Below are 22,810 nucleotides of genomic sequence, written 5' to 3'. Positions count from 1 at the left end.
AGGGTTCGGCGGTTACGACATGGCGCTGCCGGCCGGCAGGCGGAAGGGTGATCACTGCCGGAGGCCCGGGGGGTCGCGGCGCGTACCTGTGGGTCTACCGGAGGGGTCGGACGGGTGTTCAGCCGTGTCGCCATCGTCAACCGTGGTGAGGCCGCGATGCGGCTCATCCACGCGGTCCGGGAGCTGGCCGCGGAGACCGGGTCCCGGATCGAGACCGTCGCCCTCCACACCGACGTCGACCGTACCGCCACCTTCGTGCGGGAGGCGGACATCGCCTACGACCTCGGTCCCGCGTCCGCGCGCCCGTACCTGGACCTGAAGACGCTGGAGCGCGCGCTGGTCGAGACCGGCGCCGACGCCGCGTGGGTCGGTTGGGGCTTCGTCGCCGAGGACCCGGCGTTCGCGGAGCTGTGCGAGAAGGTCGGGGTGACCTTCGTCGGGCCGAGCCCGGAGGCCATGCGCAAGCTCGGCGACAAGATCGGCGCGAAGCTGATCGCCGAGGAGGTCGGCGTACCGGTCGCGCCGTGGAGCCGGGGAGCGGTCGAGACCCTGGACGCCGCCCGCGCCGCGGCGGCCGAGATCGGCTACCCGCTGATGCTGAAGGCGACCGCGGGCGGCGGCGGGCGCGGCATCCGCGTGATCACCAACGAGGCCGAGCTCGCCGACGCGTACGAGCGCACCAGCCAGGAGGCGGCGCGGGCGTTCGGCAGCGGCGTCGTGTTCCTGGAACGCCTGGTCACCGGCGCCCGGCACGTCGAGGTCCAGGTGATCGCCGACGGCCAGGGCACCGCCTGGGCGCTCGGGGTCCGGGACTGCTCGGTGCAGCGGCGCAACCAGAAGGTCATCGAGGAGTCGGCGTCGCCGGTGCTCAGCCCGGCGCAGGCGGCCGAGCTCAAGGCGTCGGCCGAGCGGCTCGCCGTCGCGGTCGGATACCGGGGCGCCGCGACCGTCGAGTTCCTCTACCACCCCGGTGACCGGCTGTTCGCGTTCCTCGAGGTCAACACCCGCCTCCAGGTCGAGCACCCGATCACCGAGCTGACCACCGGGTTCGACCTGGTCAAGGCGCAGCTGCACGTCGCCGCGGGCGGCCGGCTCGACGGCGAGCCGCCGGTGGAGCGCGGGCACGCCATCGAGGCCCGGCTCAACGCCGAGGACCCCGACCGCGACTTCGCGCCCTCCCCCGGCCGTATCGCGCGGCTGGACCTGCCCGCCGGGCCGGGCATCCGCGTGGACACGGGTGTCAGCGAGGGTGACACCATCCCCGCCGACTTCGACTCGATGATCGCGAAGATCATCGCCTACGGTCGCGACCGCGACGAGGCGCTCGGCAGGCTGCGCCGGGCGATGCAGAACACCACCGTGATCATCGAGGGTGGCGCGACGAACAAGAGCTTCGTGCTCGACCTGCTCGACCAGCCCGAGGTGATCGACGCCAGCGCGGACACCGGCTGGATCGACCGCGTCCGCGGGCAGGGCGGGCTCGCCACCCACCGGCACTCCGCCGTCGCACTGGCGGCCGCCGCCGTCGAGGCGTACGAGGAGGAGGAACGCGTCGAGCGGCAGCGGCTGCTGTCGACGGCGTCCGGCGGTCGCCCGCAGGTGCAGCACCAGAGCGGCCGGCCGCTGGACCTCAAGCTGCGTGGCGTCGGGTACCGCCTGCGCGTGGCACGCGTCGGCGCGCACCGGTTCCGCGTCGGCCTCGAGGCGGGCGGCGACGTCCGCACCGCCGACGTCACGCTCGACCGCTTCGACCGGCACACCGGGCAGATCGCCGTCAACGGCGTCACGTACCGCCTGCTCACCGGGACGCACGGGCCGATCCACCTGGTCGAGGTGAACGGCGTGACGCACCGGGTCGGCCGCGACGAGGGCGGCGTCGTCCGCTCTCCCATGCCGGCCCTGGTCGTCGCCACGCCACTGGCAATCGGCGCCGAGGTCGAGGCGGGCGCGCCGGTGCTGGTGCTGGAAGCGATGAAGATGGAGACGGTGCTGCGGGCGCCGTTCCGGGCGCGGCTGAAGGAGTGCGCCGTCTCCGTGGGCAGCCAGGTGGAGGCCGGCGCGCCGCTGCTGCGGCTGGAGCCGCTCGCCGACGAGGGCGCCGAGGCCGTGGCCGCCGGGCCCGCCGGGTCGGTCGAGCTGGACCTGCCCGCCGCGCCCGAGGACGTACCGGCGCGCATGCGCGCCCGGCGCGGCCAGGAGGATCTGCGCGGCCTGCTGCTCGGCTTCGACGTCGACCCGCACGACGACCGTCGGGTGCTCGACGACTACCTCGCCGCCCGGCGGGCGGCCGCCGAGGACGGCCACCGGCCGCTGGCCGAGGAGCTCGACCTGGTCGACGTCTTCGCCGACCTCGCCGAGCTGAGCCGCAACCGGCCCACGGGCGAGGACGGCGGTGTCGGGAGCCAGGTCCACAGCGCCCGCGAGTACTTCCACACCTACCTGCAGAGCCTCGACGTCGAGCGGGCCGGGTTGCCGAGCGCGTTCCAGGCCAGGCTCGCCAAGGCGCTCGGGCACTACGAGGTCACCGACCTCGAGCGCTGCCCCGAGCTGGAAGCCGCCGTGTTCCGGATCTTCCTCGCCCAGCAACGCGCGTCCGCCGACGCCACGGTCATCGCGACGCTGCTGCGCGCGTGGCTGCGGGAGCCGCCGCCGGACGAGACGCTGCGTGAGCCCGCCGGCCTCGCGTTGGAGCGGCTGGTCGCCGCGACGCAGGTCCGCTTCCCCGTGGTCGCCGACCTCGCCCGCGGCGTGGTGTTCGCCTGGTTCGCCCAGCCGCTGCTGCGCCGCAACCGCGCCCGCGTCTACGCCCAGGTCCGCGGGCACCTGCGTCACCTGGACGCAGACCCGGACGCCCCGGACCGCGCCGAGCGCATCGCGGAGATGGTCCGCAGCACCGAGCCGTTGGTGCGGCTGCTCGGCCAGCGGCTGATCCGCGACCACCTCGACAACACGGTCATGCTGGAGGTGCTGACCCGGCGCTACTACGGCAACAAGGCGCTCACCAGCGTCCGCGCCCGCACGACCGCCGGCTGCACGTTCGTGGTCGCCGAGCGTACCGACTCGACCGTGGTCTCCGCCGCGGTGGGTTTCGACGCGCTCGCCGGCGCGCTGCGCGGGCTCGCCGAACTGGCCGGCGGCGAGGATTCCATCGACGCCGACATCTACCTCGCCTGGGAGAACCAGCCGGAGGACTTCGACGCGATGGCGGCCGCGCTGCTCGAGGTCATCGCCGCGCACCCGCTGCCGCGCCAGGTACGCCGGGTCACCACCACCGTCGCGGGCCGAGGTGGAGCGGTGATGCACCACCACTTCACGTTCCGCCCCACCGGCGCGGGGATGAGCGAGGAACGGCTGATCCGCGGCCTGCACCCGTACATCGCGCAGCGGATGCAGCTGGAGCGGCTGCACAAGTTCGACCTCACCCGGCTGCCGTCGTCGGACGAGGAGGTCTACCTCTTCCAGTGCGTGGCGCGGGAGAACCCGTCCGACGAACGCCTCGTCGCGTTCGCGCAGGTGCGCGACCTGACTGAACTGCGCGAGCACGACGGGCGACTGGTCGCGCTGCCGACGACCGAGGACGCCGTCGCGGCGTGCCTCGACTCGATCCGCCGCGCCCGGTCGCGGCGACCGTCGAAGACCCGCTTCAACACCAACCGGGTCGTGATCTACGTCTGGCCGCCGAGCGAGCTCACCCGCGAGGAGATGGAGATGATCGCCGGGCGGGTGCGCCCGACGACCGCGGGCGCCGGGCTGGAGGAGATCCTGTTCATCGCGCGGCAGCGCGACCCGAAGACCGGCGAGCTGACCAAGATCGGCGTACGGATCTCCTTCGACGTCACCGGCGGCGCCGAGCTGGCCATCGGCGAGCCGCCGATCGAGCCGGTCGAGCCCCTCGACGACTACCGGCTGAAGGTGCTGCGGGCGAGCGCCCGCAACACGGTGTACCCGTACGAGCTGACCCGCCTGCTCGGCGACTTCGTCGAGCACGACCTCGACGACGACCACGCGCTGGTGCCGGTCGACCGGCCCAAGGGGCGCAACAGCGCGGCGATCGTCGCCGGCGTGGCCACCACGCCGACGCGGCGGCACCCGCAGGGGGTCACCCGGGTCGTCCTGCTCGGTGACCCGACGAAGTCGCTCGGCGCGTTGTCGGAGCCGGAGTGCCGCCGGGTGATCGCCGCACTGGACCTGGCGGAGCGGATGCGGGTGCCGCTGGAGTGGTACGCGCTGTCCGCCGGCGCCCGGATCTCCATGACGTCCGGCACGGAGAACATGGACTGGGTGGCGGCGGCGCTGAAGCGGATCGTCGAGTTCACCCAGGACGGTGGCGAGATCAACATCGTGGTCGCGGGCATCAACGTCGGCGCGCAGCCGTACTGGAACGCCGAGGCGACGATGCTCATGCACACCAAGGGTGTCCTGGTGATGACCCCGGACTCGGCGATGGTGCTCACCGGCAAGCAGTCGCTCGACTTCTCCGGCGGCGTGTCCGCCGAGGACAACTTCGGCATCGGCGGCTACGACCGGGTGATGGGGCCGAACGGCCAGGCGCAGTACTGGGCACCGGACCTGCCCGCCGCGCGGGACGTGCTGATGGCGCACTACGACCACACGTACGTCGCGCCCGGCGAGGACGCGCCGCGGCGAGCGACCACCGTCGACCCCGTCGACCGCGACATCTCCGACTTTCCGCACGACGTGGCCGGCAGCGACTTCACGACCGTCGGCGAGATCTTCTCCACCGCGGCCAATCCGGACCGGAAGAAGCCGTTCGACATCCGGACCGTGATGCGGGCACTCTCCGACCAGGACCACCCGGTGCTGGAACGCTGGGCCGGCATGGCCGACGCGGAGACCGCGGTGGTGCAGGACGCGCACCTCGGCGGCATCCCGGTGTGCCTGCTGGGCATCGAGTCCCGGTCGGTGCCGCGGCGCGGCTTCCCGCCCACCGACGGCCCCGACACCTACACCGCGGGCACGCTGTTCCCGAGGTCGTCGAAGAAGGCCGCGCGGGCGATCAACGCGGCCAGCGGCAACCGGCCGCTGGTGGTGCTGGCGAACCTGTCCGGCTTCGACGGGTCACCCGAATCGATGCGGAAGCTGCAACTGGAGTACGGCGCCGAGATCGGCCGCGCCATCGTGAACTTCCGCGGGCCCATCGTGTTCTGCGTGATCTCGCGCTACCACGGCGGCGCGTTCGTGGTGTTCTCGAAGGCGCTGAACCCCAACATGACGGTGTTGGCGCTGGAAGGCTCGTTCGCCTCGGTGCTCGGCGGCGCTCCCGCCGCCGCGGTGGTGTTCTCCCGCGACGTCGACGCCCGCACGGCGACCGATCCGCGCGTGCGGGACCTGGAGGCCCGCGCCGCGGCCGCCTCCGGCGCCGACCGCGCCGCGCTGACCGCGGAACTCGACGAACTCCGCTCGTCGGTCCGCGCGGAGAAGCTCGGCGAGGTGGCCACGGAGTTCGACCGGGTGCACGACATCCAGCGCGCTGTCGAGGTCGGCTCCGTCGACGCCGTCGTCCGCGCCGCCGAACTCCGGCCCCGCATCATCGAGGCCATCGAGTCACCTCTGCGGTGACCGGTGTCTGCTCATCCGTGCCGGTGTCTGCTCATCCGTGCCAGGAGCGCCACAGCGCGGCGTAGGCGCCACCGGCACGGATGAGCTCGTCGTGGCTGCCGAGTTCGGTGATCCGGCCGTCCTCCAGCACCGCCACCCGGTCGGCGTCGTGCGCGGTGTTGAGGCGGTGCGCGACGGCGATGACGGTACGGCCGGTCACGACGGTGGCGAGCGCCCGCTCGGTACGCCGGGCGGTTGTCGGATCGAGCGCGGCGGTCGCCTCGTCGAGGACCAGGATGTCCGGGTCGGCGAGGACGAGCCTGGCCAGCGCGAGCTGTTGCGCCTCGGCGGCACCGAGTTCGCGGCCACCGTCGCCGACGTGCGTGTCGAGGCCGTCGGGCAGGTCGGCGTACCAGTCGGCGCCGACGGCCACCAGCGCGGAGCGCATCTGCCCGTCGGCCGCGCCCGGCGCGGCGAAGGCGAGGTTGTCGCGCAGCGAGCCGATGAAGACGTGGTGCTCCTGCGTGACGAGGGCGATCCGGCGGCGCCGCTCGGCCGGGTCCAGGTCGGTGACCGGGCGGTCGCCCAGTCGCACCACACCCTCGCGCGGCGCGTCGATGCCGGCGAGCAACCGGGCGAGGGTGGACTTCCCGGCGCCTGAGGGGCCGACGACGGCGAGCCGTTCGCCAGGGCGTACGTCGAGGTCGATCCCGTGCAGCACGTCATGGCCGTCGGCGTACGAGAATCTCGCGCCGCGCACCACGAGCCGCTGTCCGGCGGGCTCGGACGCGGCGCCCCGTGGTTCCGGTACGCCGACCGCGGCCGGGGCGACCGTGCCGGAGCGGGACGGGTTCCCCGGCGCCTTCTCCGGGCCGACACCGAGCACGCGAGCGAACGAGGCGAGGCCGCGTTGCGCCTGCTCCATCCACTGCAGCAGCCGGTCCAGGGGGTCGATCGCCTGCTGGAGATAGAGCGCGGCGGCGACCACCTCACCGAGCGTCACTGTGCCTCTGGGCAGGAAGAAGCCGCCGACCAGCAGGACCGCGGCGATCGGCAGCGGGTAGCTCGCCTCCACCACCGGGAAGAAGACGGACCGCAGGGCCAGGGTCGCCCGGCGGGTTGCCCACACGCGGCCGATGCGCCGCGTGCCGTACCCGACGCGGTCGCCGCCGAGACGGAGCGCCTCGACGGTGCGGGCGCCCTCCGCGGTCGTGGTCAGCGCCTCGGTCAGCTCGGCGGTCGCGGCCCCCTCGGCGAGGTACGCCGGCCTGGCGCGACGCAGATACCAGCGGGTCACCGCGACGATCGACGGCAGCCCGGCCAGGGCGACCAGGCCGAGCAGCGGGTGCAGCAGGAAGATCGCGCCGAAGAGGAGCGACAGTTGCGCCGAGGCGATGACGATGACCGGCACCACGTCACGGACGGTGGTCCCGACGGTCGTCACGTCGACCGAGCTGCGGGTGGCGAGGTCGCCGGTGCCGGCGCGCTCGACGAGCGAGACGGGCAGGTCGAGCGTCCGCGAGACGAACTCCTCACGCAGCCGGGCCACGGCACGTTCGCCGAAGCGGTGGCCGGCGTACTGGGCGTACCGGGTGAGCAGCCCCTGGGCCAGCACGCAGATGCCGATCGCCAACGCGAGGCGGTCCACGGCGGCGGCGCCGGCGCCCGCGGCGACCTCGTCCACGATCGTGCCCAGCAGCCACGGTGCGGCGAGCCCCGCGATCGCGGCGGCACCGTGCAGCAGCAGCACGACGGCGACGGCGCGGCGGTCGCGGGCGATGAGGTCCAGCGCGGCCCGCCGGACGACGGCCCGGTCCGCGACGGGGAGGCCGCTCACCGCACTGCCCCGTCGACGTCGGCGGACGCGCTGTCCCGGGACACCAGCGCCCGGTACCCCGGGTCCCGGTCGAGCAGCTCGACGTGGGTGCCGGCGGCCACGATCCGGCCCTCGCGCAGGTACGCGACCGTGTCGGCGCACCCGAGCAGCAGCGGTGACGTGGCCAGCACGATCGTTGTCCGCCCGGCCCGCGCCGCCTGGAGCCGCTGGGCGATGCGCGCCTCGGTGTGCGCGTCCACGGCCGACGTCGGGTCGACCAGGATCAGCACGTCCGGTTCGGCGAGCAGGGCCCGGGCCAGGCGTACGCGTTGTCGCTGGCCGCCGGAGAGGCTGCGGGCACGGGTGCCGATCGGCGTGGCGAGCCCGTCCGGCAGGGCGTCGACCACGTCCTCGGCCGACGCCGTCCGCAGGGCAGCTCCGATGTCGGCGTCGCCGATGCCCGCCCGGGTGCGCAGTATCTCCCGCAGCGTCCCGGCGAAGACGTAGGAGTCGTGGTCGGCGACGAGGATCCCGGCGCGCACGTCGTCGAGCGCGATCCTGGCCAGCGGTACGCCGCCCCAGGTCACGTCGCTGGCGACGAACCGCCCGAGGCGGTCGGCCAGCGCCACGGCCTCGGCCGGGTCGTCGGCGGCGACGGCGAGCAGCCGCCCGGCGGGTGCCGTCAACCCGGTGGCGGGATCGTGCAGGTCGGCGTGGCCGTCCGGCGGGGGCGGGACGGTCGTTCCGATCGCCCGCGACGGCGGCGCGGCGTCGTCCGGAGTCAGGTTGAGCAGGGCGACGATCCGCCGGGCGGCGACCCGGCCGCGGATCAGCTGGTAGCCGCCCTCCAGCAGGAACCAGACCGGCACGATGAGGACCGCCACGTACCCGTAGACGGCGATCATCTGCCCGATCGTGATGTCGCCGTCGGCGGCCATCCGCGCCGCCAGCCAGACCACGGCGGCCAGGAAGAGACCCGGGATGACGATCGTCAGCGCCTCGATCCAGCTGTTCACGGCGCCGACCCGGTACCCCTCGGCCAGCAGTTGCCGGGACCGGGCCGCGTACCGGCCGGCGAACAAGCCGCGCCCACCGACGCCGGCGAGGACGCGCAGCCCGGCGACGATGTCGCCGGCGCGGGTGGTGAGGAGGCCCTGCTGGTGCCGGTAGACCGACTCGACCCGTTCGAGGCGGCGCAGCAGCGGCCCCACGACCACCACCATCGCGGGCACTCCGAGCAGCACGAACAGCGCGAGGAGCGGGGACACCGACCACAGCAGGACGGCGACGAACGCGTACGCGAGGACCGCGCCCACGCCGGGCCCGGTCATCGTCAGCACCGCCGACGTGTGCGTGATGTCGGCGCCGCCGACGGTGGCCACGTCCCCGGCGGCGAGCCTGCGTGGCAGCACCGCGCCGATCCGGGACAGGTGTCGCAGCAGGACGGCGGCGGAGCGGGCCGACGCGTCCTCCCGGACGAACGTCATCGTGCGGTGCCGCATGATGCCCAGGTACGCCAGGCCCACTCCCGCCACGACGATCGCGGCCACCCACGACAGCAGTGCCCGGTGGTCGGAGGCGCGCAACCCGTCGTCGATGGCGCGGGCGACGAGGTACGGCCGGACCGCCAACCCGAGCATCCAGGCCGTGCCGATCAGGCCTCCGCGCAGCACCCGCCACGGCTGGCAGCGGACGAGCCACCAGATGTACCACATCGGCCCCCTCGTGTCCGGCACGCCAGGCTCGGGGTGAGGGAGCTGTGGGGGCACCCGCCCAGATTACCGATCACGGTCGCCGGCGGATGCCCCGCTCGCGAATGCATCGACAGCCGTCTCTAGCGCGAACGACGCCCAGGTGGTAGGAATCTGCCAAGGGTTTGATCGGGTATGAAATTTCCTACCGAGGGGGCGTCGATGAGGATGCGAAGGATCATGGCCAGCCTCATGGCCGTGGCCGGTCTGGCCGCCTCGGCCACACCGACCTCGGCGGCCCCGTCGGACGAACGGGCCGTCAGCTACCGCGGCTACCGCCTGACGGTGCCCGCCGGTTGGCAGGTCGTCGACCTGTCCACCGACCCGCACGCGTGCGTCCGGTTCGACCGGCCCACCGTCTACCTCGGCCATCCGGGCGACGAGCCCTGGTGCCCCACCCGGCTCGCCGGGCGAACGGCAGGACTGATCATCGAGCCCATCGACTCGGTCACCGCGGACCGGCTCACCGCGGACACCGCGATCACGAACAGCGGAACGGCGACCGCGGGCAACCCGGTGTCCCGCGACGGAACGATCCAGATCGCCGTGCGCGACGCGGGCGTGCTCGTCACCGCCCTGCACACGCCGGACACCGAGCCGGTGGTCCGCCGGGTCCTCGCCGCCGCCCGGCTGGGCCCGGACGCCAGGCCGGCGCCGACGGGCCCGGTTCGCACCGACGCGGGACCCGCCACGGCGACGCCGTCGGCGGCGTCCGGCCCGCAGCCGGGCACCTACACCGGCAAGGGCTTCGACACGTGCACCGCCCCGTCGCAGTCCACGATGGATGCCTGGCGGAACGCCTCGCCCTACCGGGCGATCGGCATCTACATCAGCGGCTCCAGCCGCTCCTGCACCCAGGCCAACCTGACCGCGAGCTGGGTGACCAACCAGACCGGCAACGGCTGGCACCTCATTCCCATCGAACTCGACCGCCAGGCGCCGTGCGGCACCCGTACGCCGAAGATGTCGTACGACCCGGCCACGGCCCGGTCCGAGGGTGCGACCCGGGCGACCGCCGCGGTGAGCGCGGCCCAGGCGCTGGGCATCCCCGCCGGGAGCGTGATCTACAACGACATCGAGCACTACCCGTCGAGTGAGTCGTGCAAGGCGGCCGTGCTGTCGTACCTGTCCGGCTGGACCGACCGGCTCCACGCGCTCGGCTACCTCTCGGGCATGTACTCCAGCGGATCCTCCGGGGTCCGGGACCTGTGCGACGCCTACCACGACAGCCGCTACACCCGCGTCGACCACCTCTTCTTCGCCTGGTGGAACGGGGTGGCCGACACCGACGCCGGCGACTACTGCCCGGACGCCCACTACGCCGCCCGGCAGCGCATCCACCAGTACACCGGTGACAGCTACGAGACCTGGGGCGGCGTACGGATCTACATCGACCGGGACTACCTCGACGTCTCGACCGGCACCCCGCCACCGCCGGACGGGTTCGACAGCACGATCGACAACACCACCACGGGGCGGTTCACGGCGAGCGCGAACTGGGGCACGTCGACGTACTCCGGCCAGCGGCACGGCGCCGACTACCGGTTCGCCACCCCGACCCCCACCAGCGACGTCGCCTGGTTCCGGGCGGCCCTACCGGAGACGGGCTCCTACCAGGTGTCGGTCTGGTACCCGGCCGACCCGGGCTACAACGACTCGACCCCGTACGTCGTGGCCACCGCGAACGGCAGCCAGACGGTACGGGTGAACCAGCGCCTCAACGGCGGCCGGTGGGTGTCGCTCGGCGTGTTCACCCTCTCCGCGGGCGACCGCAACACGGTGGGGGTGAGCCGGTGGACCAGCGGCACCGGCTACGTCATCGCCGACGCCGTCCGCATCACCCGCGTCTGACGGTGCCCACCGGTTCATCCGTTTGCCGCGGCATCCCGCGCCCGTTGCGCCGGCACGGCACTCGCCCGGTTGCCGCCCGCGCGCTTCGCGGCGTACATCGCGCGGTCGGCGTGTGCGAGGGTCTCGGCGACCACGTACGCGGGACCGCTGGCGACCCCGACGCTGACCCGTGTCCGGCAGGTCGTCATGCCGGCTACCGCGTCGACGGTCCGCCGGGCGACGTGCGCGGCGGCCGCGGAGTCGGCGCCCGGAAGGATGGCGACGAACTCGTCCCCGCCCAGCCGGGCCACGAAATCCCCCTTGCGGACGCTGGCCGTGAGCACCTGCGCGACGGCCCGCAGCACGTCGTCGCCGGTGGCGTGCCCCAGCGAGTCGTTGATGTGCTTGAACCGGTCGATGTCCACGGTCAGCACCGCGACGCAGTCGCCGGCTGCGGCGCCGGCGGGCAGGTTCCGCAGGAAGTTGTCGAGACCACGGCGGTTCGCCACCCCGGTCAGTGGGTCGGTCTGCGCCGCCCGCTCGGCCTGCTCGTGCTGCCACCGCAGGACGTCGTACGAGTGCATGGTGACCGCCGTGTGCAGCCAGCGGTGCCGCTGGCGCCACAGCAGCTCCGCGAGCGCGTCTCCGTAGGTGAGCCCCGGTGCGGCGTCGCGCGACCCGTTGGCCGCGAGCAGCACCGCGTGTGTCCGGTGCAGCGCCGCCGTGACCAGCCAGTCGGTGTCGGGCGACAGGGCGGCGACGGCGGTCTCGATGACGCGCAGGGCCTCGTCCGGGCGCCCCGAGCGGCTGAGCGCGACGGCGTGGAAGGGCCGGCACAGCAGCAGTTCCTGCTGCTGCTCCTGCAGGCCGTGGGTCCGTAGCAGCGCCATGTACCGGGGAATGTCGGCCGCCGCGCCGGCCGGGTCCTGGCGGTCGGCGCGGGCGCACGCCGCGTACAGCAACGCCGAGAGCCGCCACACCTCCGCCTTGGGCCCGCTGGCCTCCGCCGCCGCCCGCACCGCGTACTGCTCGGCGGCGGTGGTGTGCTGCTCGGCCTCGGCGACCTGACCGACCTGGTACAGCTCCAGTGCCCACATCAGGTTGAGCTCCGCCAGGTTGCACAGCCACATCGCGCGGTTGCCGTTGTCCGGGTACGACACCCGGCGGGTCGCCTCGTAGGCCGCCTGGAACTGGGGTTCGGCCAGCTCGTAGAGGCGCAGCTGCGCGTACCCGATCGCGATCCCGGTGTGCGCGTTGCCGGCGATCACCGGGTCCGGTTCGCCGGCGAGCAGGGCGGTCTCCGCGCTGACGAGGTCCCGTAGCACCGCCTCGATGTCGTACTCGGCGATGTCCTGGTCGCCGAGGCGCAGCCGCCGGTTGGCGCGCAGCGACAGCGCGCAGGAACGCCACCCGACGCTGTGCTCGCGGTCGGCGGCGGCCAGCATCAGGTCGGCGGCGGCGACGGCGGCCGGCAGGTCCCCCAACCGGGTCAACGCCACGACGCGGGCGAAGTGCATCGCCGCCGGACCGTCGCAGATCTCTCCGGTGGCTTCGCGGAGCGCCGACTCGGCAGCCGCCAGCACCTGCGCCGCGCCGCCGGCCTGTGCCTCCTCGAGGAGGCACAGCGCCCGGAGGGTCATGTCGTCCATGCGGTCGCCTCCGCACCGCCAGGGAAGAAACAGCCCGATGTTACGGTAATCGATCCGATTCGAGGAGCCGCAGCCGTCCCTCGCACCGGCGAGCAGCCCGCGAGCCGCTGCCTCGGCGGCCGTCACCGGGACATTCGATCAGGTCCGTGGGCCGCCGGCACCACTACGATGCGAGCGTGGCTCGCGTTGCCCCGCCGTCGCCGACGCGCTCGCCTCCCGCGGCCTGCCGCGTCCGGTCGTCGACACGGCCGCGCCGACGTCACCTGCCACGGCCGCGACCACCCCGCGGCCCGCCGCCGGCGCGCCGGCCACCTCCCGGCCGGCCACCGGCAGCCGGACCGCCCCAGCCCCGGACCTCTCCGCCGTGACCACGCTGCGAGCGGGCGTGCTCGCCACCCTGACCAGGGCGCCGGAGTCGTACCGGCTCAGCGTCCGCGGGACCGAGTTGGCCGTCGAGGGCAGCGACGTCGGTGGCACCGCGGCCGGACTGTACCGGCTCGCCGACCGGATCCGCTCCGGCACCGAGGCGCTCCCCGCCGCCGACGCCGATCGGCTGGTCACACCCCGGCTCGGCCTGCGGCTGACCGACGCCGGCTCGGTGGGCCGCGAGCCCGACCCCGCCGCCTTCGCCGCCGGCGACGACTACAACCTGAACACCGACGTGGTCCGGGAGGCGCTGCGGCCGCGGGCGCCGTGGGTGGACGCCGACGCGGTGGCCCGCATCGACGCGCAGTTCCGGCAGTTCGTCGACCATTCGGTGAGCCAGGGCTACAACGCCGTCGTGGGGGTACGCCGCCGTCGCCGGTGCCACCCTCACCGCCGTCGGCCTGCTGCTGTCGCTCGGCCGCCGCCGGCCGGCGGCCTGACCGCCGCTGTCGCCGGCGGACCCGGGGAACGCATCGGCGGGCTGGGCGCGCCCCCGGGGTGGGGCGGTCGGCGGCGGCTGCCTACCGCTCCGCCGGCCGCCGGCCCCGGGTCGACACGAACTGGTACGACATCACGGCGAACGCCGGGTCCCGCAGCAGCCTGCGGAACGCCTCCAGTTGGCCGGCCGACAGGCCCGCGTCGAGCAGTTCGGGCTCCAGCTGGCGGGAGTTCGTCCCGTACAGCGACGCCCCGGTCGAGCCTCCGGGCCAGCTCCGTGAGTGGGTCACCGTGTCGACGTCGACGAGGCCGGCGCCCACCAGCTCGGCGTGCACGTCCTGCGCCCAGGCCAGGTCCGCGCCGTGGGTCTGCAGAACGCCGAGCATGGCGTCGGTCACCTGGGCGAAGAGCTTCGCCGCGTCGTCGTTGGGCGCGGTCAGCACCCGCAGCGGCGCGGTGCAGTCGAACTCCTCGACCACCAACCACCCGCCCGGGGCCAGCGCGCCGGCCAGGGTGGCCAGCACCCGCCGCCGCTCCGGCAGGTGCAGCAGCACCAGCCGGGCGTGGACCAGGTCGAACGCGTCGCCGGGCGGTGGGTCGCTGCGCACGTCGTGCCGGCGTACGTCGAGATTGGCGGCCGGGGCGAGGTGCGTGGTGTCGATGTCGGTCGCCAGCACCCGGCCCGCCGGACCGACCGCCCGGGCCATGCTGCGGGCCACCGAGCCGCCGCCGGCGCCGACCTCCCAGCACACGGCGCCCGGAGCGAGCACCGGCGGGGCGATCCGACGAGCCGTCACCGGATCCAGGAACGACTCCAGGGCCCGCAGTTGGGGCACCGCCTCCGGGGAGCCGTTGTCGAAGGTGTACCCGCTGTCACGGATGCCGGTCGGCATGATGACTCACTCCTGTCCACGGTTGTCGGGTCGGGTACGCGGGATCTGCCCAGAGCCCGGGCACCGGCCGGGGAGCCGGCGGCTCCGCGACCGCGGCGACGCTGAGCATCGCCGCCAGCGCGCCCGGGTCGGTCCGGGCCTCGCTCGCCGGCCGGTCGTAGACCACCCGGCCGTACTCGAGCACCGCGATCCGGTCCGCGACCTCGATGGCGTGCTCTAGCTGCTGCTCCACCAGCAGCACGGTCAGCCCGGTGCGGGCCAGGACGCCGACCAGGTCCCGCACCCGGGCCGCCAGGTCGGGGGCGAGGCCCTCGCACGGCTCGTCGAGCAGCAGCACCCGGGGCTGGCCGAGCAGGGCGCGGGCGATCGCCAGCATCTGCTGCTCGCCGCCGGACAACTGGTCGCCACGATGGCGCAGCCGGGTCGCCAACCGTGGCAGCAGCTCCAGGATCCGGGTGACCGTCCACCCCTCGCCGCCGGGCGTCGCGGCTCGCCACGGCGCCGCGGCCAGGACCAGGTGTTCGGCCACGGTCAGCCGGGAGAAGACCCGCCGGCCCTGCGGGACGAGACCGACCCCGGACCGGGCGATCCGGTGCGGCTGCCGGCCGGCCACCTGCACACCGCCGATCTCGATCCGCCCGCCGTACGGCCGCACCAACCCGGCGACGGTGTGCACGAGGGTGCTCTTGCCGGCGCCGTTGCGGCCCACCACCGCCAGGACGGTGCCGGCCGCCACGTCGAGGCTCACCTCGTGCAGCACGATCCCACCGGCGTAGCCGGCGCAGAGCTGCTCCATCCGCAGCATCAGGCCATCCCTTCCGCGTAGGCCCGGCGCACCGGACCGGAGGCACGGATCTCGGCCGGCGTCCCGGTGGCCAACGTCCGGCCGTCCCGCAGCACGGTCACCGTGTCGCAGAGCGCGTACACCAGGTCCAGCCGGTGCTCCACCAGCAGCACCGCGACGGCGCGGGGCAGCGCCCGCAGGAACCCCACCAGCCGCTCGACCTCGACGCCGGACAGCCCCGCGGCCGGTTCGTCGAGCAGCAGCAGTCGGGGCCGGCCGGCCAGCGCCATGGCGATCTCCAACTGGCGGCGCTGGCCGTGGGCGAGCCGGCCAGCGGGGATCCCGCCGAGCTCCGGCAGGCCCACCCGCTCCAGCAGGGTCGTCGCGGTGCGCTCGGCGGCCCGCCGCCGCCCGCCCGGTCGCCACCGGTCGGCGCGCACCGCGTGGGGCAGCGCGGCGACCACGACGTTCTCGATCGCGGTCAGCGTCGACCAGACGGCGGGGCGCTGGTGGATCCGGCCGATCCCCCGCCTCGACCGGGCGGCCGGGCCGAGCCGGGTGACGTCCCGGCCGGCGAGGAGCACCCGTCCCCCGCCCGCCGGGGTCGACCCGCCGAGCACGTCGAGCAGCGTGGTCTTACCGGCCCCGTTGGGCCCGATCAGGGCGTGCCGCTGGCCGTGGTCGATCCGCAGGTCGACGCCGTCCAGCGCGGCCAGGGCGCCGTAGCGCACGGTCACACCCCGGGCCGACAGCAGCGGTGTCATGCCCGGGCTCCCGTCGGTGCGGGCCGGTCCCGGCGGGGCCGTCGGGCCACGAGGTCCGGGAACAGCCGCCCGCGCACCGCCGGCCGCCGGTGACCGTTGCCGGGCAGCAGGTGGACGGTGACCACGAAGGCCAGTCCCAGCACGAGGGGCGCCTGCCCGGGGAGCACGCCGAACAGCCAGTCCCGGGCGGCGATGACGATCACGGCTCCGACCAGGGCGCCGCCGACCGACGCCGTACCGCCGATCACCACGCCGAGCAGCAGCAGGGCGGAGGTGTCGAAACCGAAGTCGGCCGGCGAGACGTACCGCTGGGCCACCACCAGCACGGAGCCCGCGGCGCCCGCGACCGCCCCCGCGGCGACGTGGACGCCAGCGACGTGGACCGGTACCCGGTGCCCGCTGGCCCGCAGCCGCGCCTCGTCGTCCCGGCCGGCCCGCAGCAACAGCCCGACCCGGGTACGCAGGACCAGCAGCACCACGCCGACCAGCACCACGACGATCGCCAGCGTGTAGAGGTAGCGGGCCCGGTCGGTGGCCAGCACCGGCAACCCCCACAACGGACGGACGGCCGGGACGCCGGCGAGCCCGTCCGTCCCGCCGGTCACCGACCGCCACCGCCCGGCGACGGTGACCACGAGTTCGCCGACCGCCAGGGTGATCATCAGGACCACCACCCCCCGCGCGGACACCACCAGCGGGACGGTCATCGCGGCCAGCGCCGCGCCCGCCGCCGCCGCGACGGCGAGGTGCACCACGCCGACGTCGGAGAGCTGACTGCCGACGACGGCGCTGGCGTAGGCGCCCGCCGCGTAGGGCGCGGTCTGCCCCAGGGTCGGCAGCCCGGCGACGCCGGTGAGCAGGGCGACGCTGACCCCGACCAGGCCGAGCGCCAAGGTACGGGCGAGCAGCGCCGCGGTGTAGTCGTCGACGGCCCACGGTGCCAGCACCAGCGCGGCCAGGACGACCACGGCGACGCCGCGCCGCAGGGCGCCGACGGCCTCCTCCCTCACGTCGTCCTCCGGGCCGGGGCCAGGCGCCGCGCCCGCACCGCGAGCACCGCCGCCATGGCGGCGAAGAGCAGGAACGGGGCGGCGGACGGGGCGAGCGCGACGCCCAGGGTCTGGACCTGCCCGACGGCGAGGGCGGCGAGCAGGGTGCCGGTCATCGACCCGAGCCCGCCGAGGACGACGATGACCAGGGACAGCAGCAGCACCACGTCGGCGGTGTCCGGCCCGGGTCCGATGATCGGCGCGCCCAGCACGCCCGCCGCGCCGGCCAGGGCCCCGGCGACGGTGAGCACGCCCACCCGGATCCAGGCCGGGCTCACCCCCAGGACGGCCACCATCTCCGCGTCGTCGACGGCCGCGCGGACCAGCATCCCGGCCCGGGTACGGCGCACCGCGAGGTGCAGCAGGCCGGCGAGCAGCGCGGCGACGACGATGAAGACCAGCCGGTACGCCGCATAGCGGTGGCCGGCGACGACCACCGTCCCGTCCAGCGCGGCGGGTACGCGCACCGGCGGATCGTCCGGCCCGAACGCCCCGACGAGCAGGCTCCCGCCGGCCAGCGCCACCCCGAACGTCAGCAGCGCCTGGGTGAGGTGGTTACCCGCGGCGACCCGGGTGAGCAGCACGGCGACCAGCGCGCCGGCCGCGGTCGCGGCGACGACCCCGACCGCCAGCGCCAGGACCAGACTCGGCCAGCCACCGTCCAGCAGCGCGGCGGCGGTGTAGCCGCCGATCGCGTAGAGGGTGCCGTGCGCCAGGTTCAGAATGCCGGCGACGCCGAAGCTGAGCACCAACCCCGCCGCCGCGACGAACAGCAGCAGTCCGTAGGCCACCCCGTCCAGGGCCGGCACGACGTACGGGTCGAACCGGAGCGCCACCGCGGTCACCCGCCGACGGTGGCGAGGTCGTCCACGACGGTGTTGGACAGCGCCCGGCCGTCCTGGCGCACCTGGCGCAGATACCACTTCTGCACGGGCGCGTGGGTGCTCGGTGAGAACTGCCAGCTGCCGCGCGGACTGGCGATCTGGCCGAGCTGGCCGATGGCCGCGTTGATGCTCTCCGGGGTCGGATCGTCCCCGGCGGCGGCGATGGCCCGGTCCAGCACCGCCGCGGCGTCGTACGAGGCCATCGCGTACGTCGTCGGGGAGCCGTCCTTCGTGGCCTTCCAGGCCGCCACGAAGGCCCGGTTCTCCGCGTTGTCGAGGTCGGGCGAGTAGTTGAGCACCGAGTAGATGTCGCGGGCGGCCTCGCCCTGCGCCTGCAGGACACCGCCCTCGGTCAGGAAGCCGGCGGCGTAGAGGGGCAGGTCCTTGATCTCCGACTGGGCGTACTGCTTGACGAAGTCGACGGCCGCGCTGCCGGCGTAGAAGGTGTAGACGGCGTCCGCGCCCGAGGCCTTGATCCGCGCGAAGTACGGGGTGAAGTTGGTGGTCGTCGGGAACGGGGTGAAGGTGGTCCTGCCGTCGGGGTTGGCCAGGGTGCCACCGGCCTTCACGAACGTGTCGGTGAAGCCGCGCAGCTCGTCCCAGCCGCCCTGGTAGTCCGGGCCGATCGCGTAGACGCTGCCCTCGACGTTGTCGCGCACGTGCTGGGCGATCGCCTCCCCCGGCTCGTCGGAGAGGTAGGAGGTGTGCCAGATCCGGGACACGTCCTTCAGCTCCGGACGCCCGTTCGAGCCGACCAGCGGCACCCGGGTCTCGTTGAGCAGCGGGTAGACCGCGGCCACCGAACCGCCACCGACGATGCCGGTGAGCGCGACCACCCGGTCCTGTTTGAGCAGCTTCGTCGCGGCGGGCACCGCGGTGGCCGCGCCGTTGCCTTCGTCGGCGACCACGAGTTCCACCGAGCGACCGCCGAGCTTGCCGTCGTGCGTGGACAGGTAGAGCTCGAAACCGTCGCGGATATCCTTGCCGACCGCCTGGTACGTGCCGGACAGGGAGGCCAGCAGGCCGATCTTGACCGGTCCGCTTGACGAGGCGCCGCGCTCGCCGTCGGCACAGCCGGACGCGGCGAGCAGGATCAGGGCGAGCAGCGCCGCGGTGCGGGCACGGCGGCGCCGCGGGGTGGTCAGTGACATCTTCTCTCCTGGGGAAGGGGTGGAGTTCCGGCGTGCGGGCGCCGGGGTGTCAGCGGCTGCGGCTGAGCGCCGCCGGGGTCAGCGCGTCGCCGATGCGGTTCGCCAGCTCGGTCATCTCGTAGGAGACCTTGCCGACATCGCACCGCGGGTCGGCGAGCACGAGCAGGGAGGCGCCGTCGTTGAAGGCCATGGAGAACATGAAGCCGCCCTCCAGCTGGGTGACGTTGGAGATCACCGCGCCCGCGCCGAAGAACGCCGCCGCGCCGCGCAGGAGGCTCACCAGCCCACTGCCGGTCGCCGCCAGCTGGTCGGCCCGGTCCGGCGGAAGGCCGCGGGTGGCGGCCACCATGAGGCCGTCGCTGGAGATGGCGATCGCATGGCTGACCTCGGTGGCGCGCTCGGCGAAGGCGTCCAGCAGCCAGCCGAGATCCTGTTGGTCGGTCACGTGCACTCCCTGTCGGATCAGTTGTTGACCAGGTTGGGCCGGCGGCCGGCGACTCCCCGCGCGTACGCGGCCATCGCGCTGGCCACCTGGGTCGGGTCGCGGTACTCGGAGCGCTGCTGGGGCACCGTGACGCCGCCCGGCACCAGCAGCCGTTGCGGCTGCCGCCGGGGCAGGCCGGCGGAGGTGGTGTCGGTGACCTCTGGCGGGTGGGCACGGGCGGCCGTGCGCCAGGCGTCGTCGGCGGGGCTCGCCCACGGTGTCCCGTCGGCCCCGTCGGGGCGGTCGGCCTGGAACCACTGGTTCGTCTGCTGGAAGATGCGGAGCTCCTCGGTCGGCGCGTCGCCCCGCCCGGGCGGCGTCGGCGCGGGCCGGAAGACCGGCGCCGCTGGCAGCACCCGGTCGCTCACCGCTCTCCCGGCCTGCGGCTGTGGGCCTGGCCGGTGGGCCGGCGGCGCGACGGCGGCCCGCGCCGCGCGCCGGGACGGTCGAGCGGGCGTGAGCAGGAACTCCTCCGGCGGCATCGGCCGGATCATCGTTCCCGGGAGCGCCGCCTCGGCGATGGTGCCGCGGCGGGGACCGGGGCGGAGTTGGACGGCCACGCCCAGCCGCGCGGCGAGTTGCCCCACGACGACCAGCCCCATCGCCCGCACGGCGGCGACGTCGATGGCGGGCGGGCGGGCGAGCAGGTCGTTGAGCTGCTGGCGACGTTGCGGGGACAGCCCCACGCCCTCGTCGCTGATCTGGACGATCACCCGGTCGCCCAGGCTGCGTCCGGTCACCCACGTCTCGGTGTCCGGCGGGGAGTACCCGGTGGCGTTGTCCATCAGCTCGGCCAGCAGGTGCACGATCTCGTCGACGGTCCCGGCCGCGACCGCGACGTCGCCGTCGACCATGCCGAGGCGGATCCTGGCGTAGTGCTCGATCTGGCTCTGCGCGGCCTGGAGCACGTGTTGCAGCGGTACGTCGTGCCGCCGCACCCGCCCGACGCCGACCCCGCCGAGCACCAGCAGGCTGGCGTTGATCCGCCCCATGCGGGTGGCCAGGTTGTCCAGCGTGTACAGCTGGTGCAGCCGCTCGGGGTCGGTCTCGTCCTGCTCGACCTTGTCGACCTGGGCGAGCACCGCGTCGACCAGCCGCTGCTCCCGGCGGCTGAGGTGGATGAAGATGTCGGCGGTGTTGGCCCGCATGACGGCCTGCTCGGCCGCGGTACGCACGGCCGCCCGGTGCACCGCGCTGAACGCCTCCCCCACCTCGCCGATCTCGTCGTCGCTGGACGGTTCCAGGGCGTCGGCGGCCTGCCGGCGGGCCAGGTCGTCCGGGTCCACCGAGGAGCTGTCCGGCTGCTGGAGGCGGGCCACGACCTGCGGCAGCCGCTCGAAGGCGACCTGGTTCGCGGCGTCCCGCAGCCGGTGCAGCCGCCGGGTGATCTGCCGCGCCACCGCCCAGGTGACCAGCGCGGTGAGCAGCAGGGCCACCAGTGCGGCGGCGGCCTCCACGACCGTGCGTCGGCGTTGGTCCGCGTGCGCGGCCCGGATGTCGTCGAGCACCGCCGCGTCGACCCGGTGGCGCAGCTCGGCCAGGCGGACGGTCCACTGCTGGGTCGCGGCGACCCAGGTGCCGAGGTCCAGCCGGAGCCGGCTCCCGGACCGGGTTCTGGACACCTCGTCCTGCATCCGTTGCAGCAGCAGGGCGTCCTCGCCGCTGCCGGCCTGCGCCCACCAGCCCCGCCAGTCGGGCCGGGCGAGCGCGAGGAAGGACAGGCTGGACTCGGTGAAGCCCGCCCGGGCGGCCGTGATGTCCTGCTGCACGGCGGGGGTCAGCTGATCGGCCGCGACCGCCCGCAGGACGGCGACCTGCTGCTGGCCGACCGCCTCGGCGGCCTTGGACAGCGCCGCGGAGGCTCGGATGCCGTCCGCGATCGAAGGGTTGACCACCCCGAGGGTGACGCTCTCGCGCAGGCTGAACAGGTCGGCGATGGCGATCCGGTAGCTGAAGGTCATCGCCGACACCGAGGCGTGTTCCGCCGTCCGCACCTGCGCACGCAACGGCGGCAGGCTGGCCAGGGCCGCGTCGACCCGCAGCAGGACGGCCTGGTCGGTGGCGGGCGCGGCGGGCATCCGCGCCCGTTGCCGCTGGTAGCGGGCGACGGCGTCGTCGGTCGCGGCGGTGACGTCGGCGAAGGCCTCCTGCTGCTCGGGCGCGCCCCGGGTCAGCAGGTCGGCGGCGGCGATGCGCTCGTGCTGCAACCGGTGGGCCAGGTCGCCGGCCTCGGCGCCGAGTTGTGCCAGGAGCCCGAGATCGCTCGCGCGGGTGGTCTGGCGGGCGCTCTCGGTCAGTGCCAGCCCGGCGAAGCCCATCACCGCGACCAGCGGGGCCGCCACGATCAGCCGCAGCCGGCCGGCTATCTTCCAGCCGCGGCGGCGCGTCGGGTAGGGTCGGGCCGCGTGGGACCTCGTGCTCGACGCCAAGAGTGACTCCTGCACTTCATCTACGAAGGTCTGTGTGCAGATTGCCGTTTGCACGTCTCATTGCGCCGGAACCTGTGCTCGGAGACCAGACCTGACGGTGGTACAAACAGCCCGTACCAGCATCTGTACCCAGAGTCAGGCAGCGCTGAAGGGACACTTCCCCAGGTCCGGTGTACTCCCGGGCGAGGGTCAGCGCTGGTCGGCCGACCGGCGCGGCGGTCCGCCGGTCTCCGGCTGGCCGAGCACCTGGCCGATCAGCTCCCGCAACTCGTCGATGGCGGCCGCCACGACCGCCTCCGGGTTGCGCGCGTCCCGCAGGTGGACCGGCGCGGCACCGTCCGGGTCCGCCCGCGGTGTCTCCCCGGCCCGGGGCCCGCGCCGACCATCCGCGGCCAACTGCTCGGCCGCGACCTGCGGCCACAACGCCGCCAGCCGGCCCCCGGTGCCGAGCACCTCGTCGCAGCGGACGGCGAACTCCTGACTGCCGTACCGGCGGCCGGACTCGACCGCGGCGACCGTCTCCCGGCTGAACCGGACCCGCTCCGCCAGCGCCCGCTGGGTCAGCCCCTGCCGGGTCCGCCAGCCGCGCAGTTCGGAGCGGAACCGATGGCTGGCGTCGGAGGGTGCGGCGCTCGACGGTGGCGTGCGGTCCATGTGCTCACCTTCACGACGCCGGCTCGGCATCGGCGTCAGACCGAGGTTGGGCGATGACTGGGCGTTCGCAGGGGACAATTCTTAACCCACGGATCAACGGGTGTGAAGACGTGACTGCGCTGAGTGTTCGCCCGGCGGGGGTGGACGGTTGCTCGGGACGACCCGGCGGATCCGGCGCGGACGGTGCGTGCCCGCAGGCCGGCGGCGGTCGCCCGATCCGGCCCGGTCGCCCGGTCGACGCCCCGTGCG

At 74.4% G+C, this 22,810-nt stretch carries 14 protein-coding genes; 2 read left to right on the top strand and 12 right to left on the bottom strand.

Going from position 1 to position 22,810, the window contains the following annotated elements; translation table 11 throughout:
- Positions 1-114 precede the first annotated feature (114 nt).
- On the top strand, positions 115-5,580 hold the full coding sequence (locus tag ACN26Y_RS19160) for a carboxyl transferase domain-containing protein (protein ID WP_422733181.1): 5,466 nt from the start codon (positions 115-117) through the stop codon (positions 5,578-5,580).
- Between the two features lie 31 nt (positions 5,581-5,611).
- Here the strand turns inward: ACN26Y_RS19160 and ACN26Y_RS19155 are convergent, their stop codons facing one another.
- Positions 5,612-7,396 (bottom strand): ABC transporter ATP-binding protein, encoded by a 1,785-nt coding sequence (locus tag ACN26Y_RS19155; RefSeq protein ID WP_422733180.1) that lies wholly within the window; start codon positions 7,394-7,396, stop codon positions 5,612-5,614.
- Complete coding sequence (locus ACN26Y_RS19150) at positions 7,393-9,090, bottom strand: ABC transporter ATP-binding protein (RefSeq protein ID WP_422733179.1); 1,698 nt, start codon at positions 9,088-9,090, stop codon at positions 7,393-7,395. Before ACN26Y_RS19150 ends, ACN26Y_RS19155 begins: the two co-directional genes overlap by 4 nt.
- Before the next feature lie 198 nt (positions 9,091-9,288).
- Between ACN26Y_RS19150 and ACN26Y_RS19145 the strand changes: the two genes are divergently transcribed.
- Positions 9,289-10,977: a glycoside hydrolase domain-containing protein gene (locus ACN26Y_RS19145; RefSeq protein ID WP_422733178.1), complete on the top strand. Its 1,689-nt coding sequence runs from the start codon at positions 9,289-9,291 to the stop codon at positions 10,975-10,977.
- A 14-nt stretch (positions 10,978-10,991) separates the two neighbouring features.
- Here the strand turns inward: ACN26Y_RS19145 and ACN26Y_RS19140 are convergent, their stop codons facing one another.
- From ACN26Y_RS19140 to ACN26Y_RS19095, 10 genes are all read right to left on the bottom strand, one after another.
- Positions 10,992-12,605 (bottom strand): GGDEF domain-containing protein, encoded by a 1,614-nt coding sequence (locus ACN26Y_RS19140; RefSeq protein ID WP_155331598.1) that lies wholly within the window; start codon positions 12,603-12,605, stop codon positions 10,992-10,994.
- A 947-nt stretch (positions 12,606-13,552) separates the two neighbouring features.
- Positions 13,553-14,362 carry a methyltransferase domain-containing protein gene (locus tag ACN26Y_RS19135; RefSeq protein ID WP_155331597.1) on the bottom strand — a complete coding sequence of 270 codons (810 nt, stop codon included), beginning with the start codon at positions 14,360-14,362 and terminating at the stop codon, positions 13,553-13,555.
- Positions 14,343-15,167, bottom strand: coding sequence for an ABC transporter ATP-binding protein (locus ACN26Y_RS19130; RefSeq protein ID WP_155331596.1), 825 nt, complete (start codon positions 15,165-15,167; stop codon positions 14,343-14,345). Before ACN26Y_RS19130 ends, ACN26Y_RS19135 begins: the two co-directional genes overlap by 20 nt.
- Complete coding sequence (locus ACN26Y_RS19125; protein ID WP_422733177.1) at positions 15,167-15,910, bottom strand: ABC transporter ATP-binding protein; 744 nt, start codon at positions 15,908-15,910, stop codon at positions 15,167-15,169. Before ACN26Y_RS19125 ends, ACN26Y_RS19130 begins: the two co-directional genes overlap by 1 nt.
- The gene (locus ACN26Y_RS19120; RefSeq protein ID WP_422733176.1) at positions 15,907-16,920 is read right to left on the bottom strand and encodes a branched-chain amino acid ABC transporter permease; all 1,014 of its coding nucleotides are present in this window, start codon (positions 16,918-16,920) and stop codon (positions 15,907-15,909) included. The genes ACN26Y_RS19125 and ACN26Y_RS19120 overlap by 4 nt, the downstream gene beginning before the upstream one ends.
- Positions 16,917-17,804, bottom strand: a complete 888-nt coding sequence (locus tag ACN26Y_RS19115) for a branched-chain amino acid ABC transporter permease (protein WP_155331593.1) — start codon at positions 17,802-17,804, stop codon at positions 16,917-16,919. Before ACN26Y_RS19115 ends, ACN26Y_RS19120 begins: the two co-directional genes overlap by 4 nt.
- Entirely contained in the window at positions 17,801-18,994 is a 1,194-nt protein-coding gene (locus tag ACN26Y_RS19110; RefSeq protein ID WP_155331592.1) for an ABC transporter substrate-binding protein, read from the bottom strand. Before ACN26Y_RS19110 ends, ACN26Y_RS19115 begins: the two co-directional genes overlap by 4 nt.
- Positions 18,995-19,043: 49 nt before the next feature.
- Positions 19,044-19,439: a roadblock/LC7 domain-containing protein gene (locus tag ACN26Y_RS19105; protein WP_155331591.1), complete on the bottom strand. Its 396-nt coding sequence runs from the start codon at positions 19,437-19,439 to the stop codon at positions 19,044-19,046.
- Positions 19,440-19,456: 17 nt separating this feature from the next.
- Positions 19,457-21,907, bottom strand: coding sequence for a nitrate- and nitrite sensing domain-containing protein (locus ACN26Y_RS19100; protein ID WP_422733175.1), 2,451 nt, complete (start codon positions 21,905-21,907; stop codon positions 19,457-19,459).
- Between the two features lie 189 nt (positions 21,908-22,096).
- Positions 22,097-22,561 carry a helix-turn-helix transcriptional regulator gene (locus ACN26Y_RS19095; RefSeq protein WP_155331589.1) on the bottom strand — a complete coding sequence of 155 codons (465 nt, stop codon included), beginning with the start codon at positions 22,559-22,561 and terminating at the stop codon, positions 22,097-22,099.
- Between the last annotated feature and the right edge of the window lie 249 nt (positions 22,562-22,810).

Origin of the sequence: Micromonospora sp. WMMD558, assembly GCF_049315255.1 — a bacterium.
Taxonomy (GTDB): domain Bacteria; phylum Actinomycetota; class Actinomycetes; order Mycobacteriales; family Micromonosporaceae; genus Micromonospora.
This window is presented reverse-complemented; position numbering and strand designations above follow the sequence as displayed.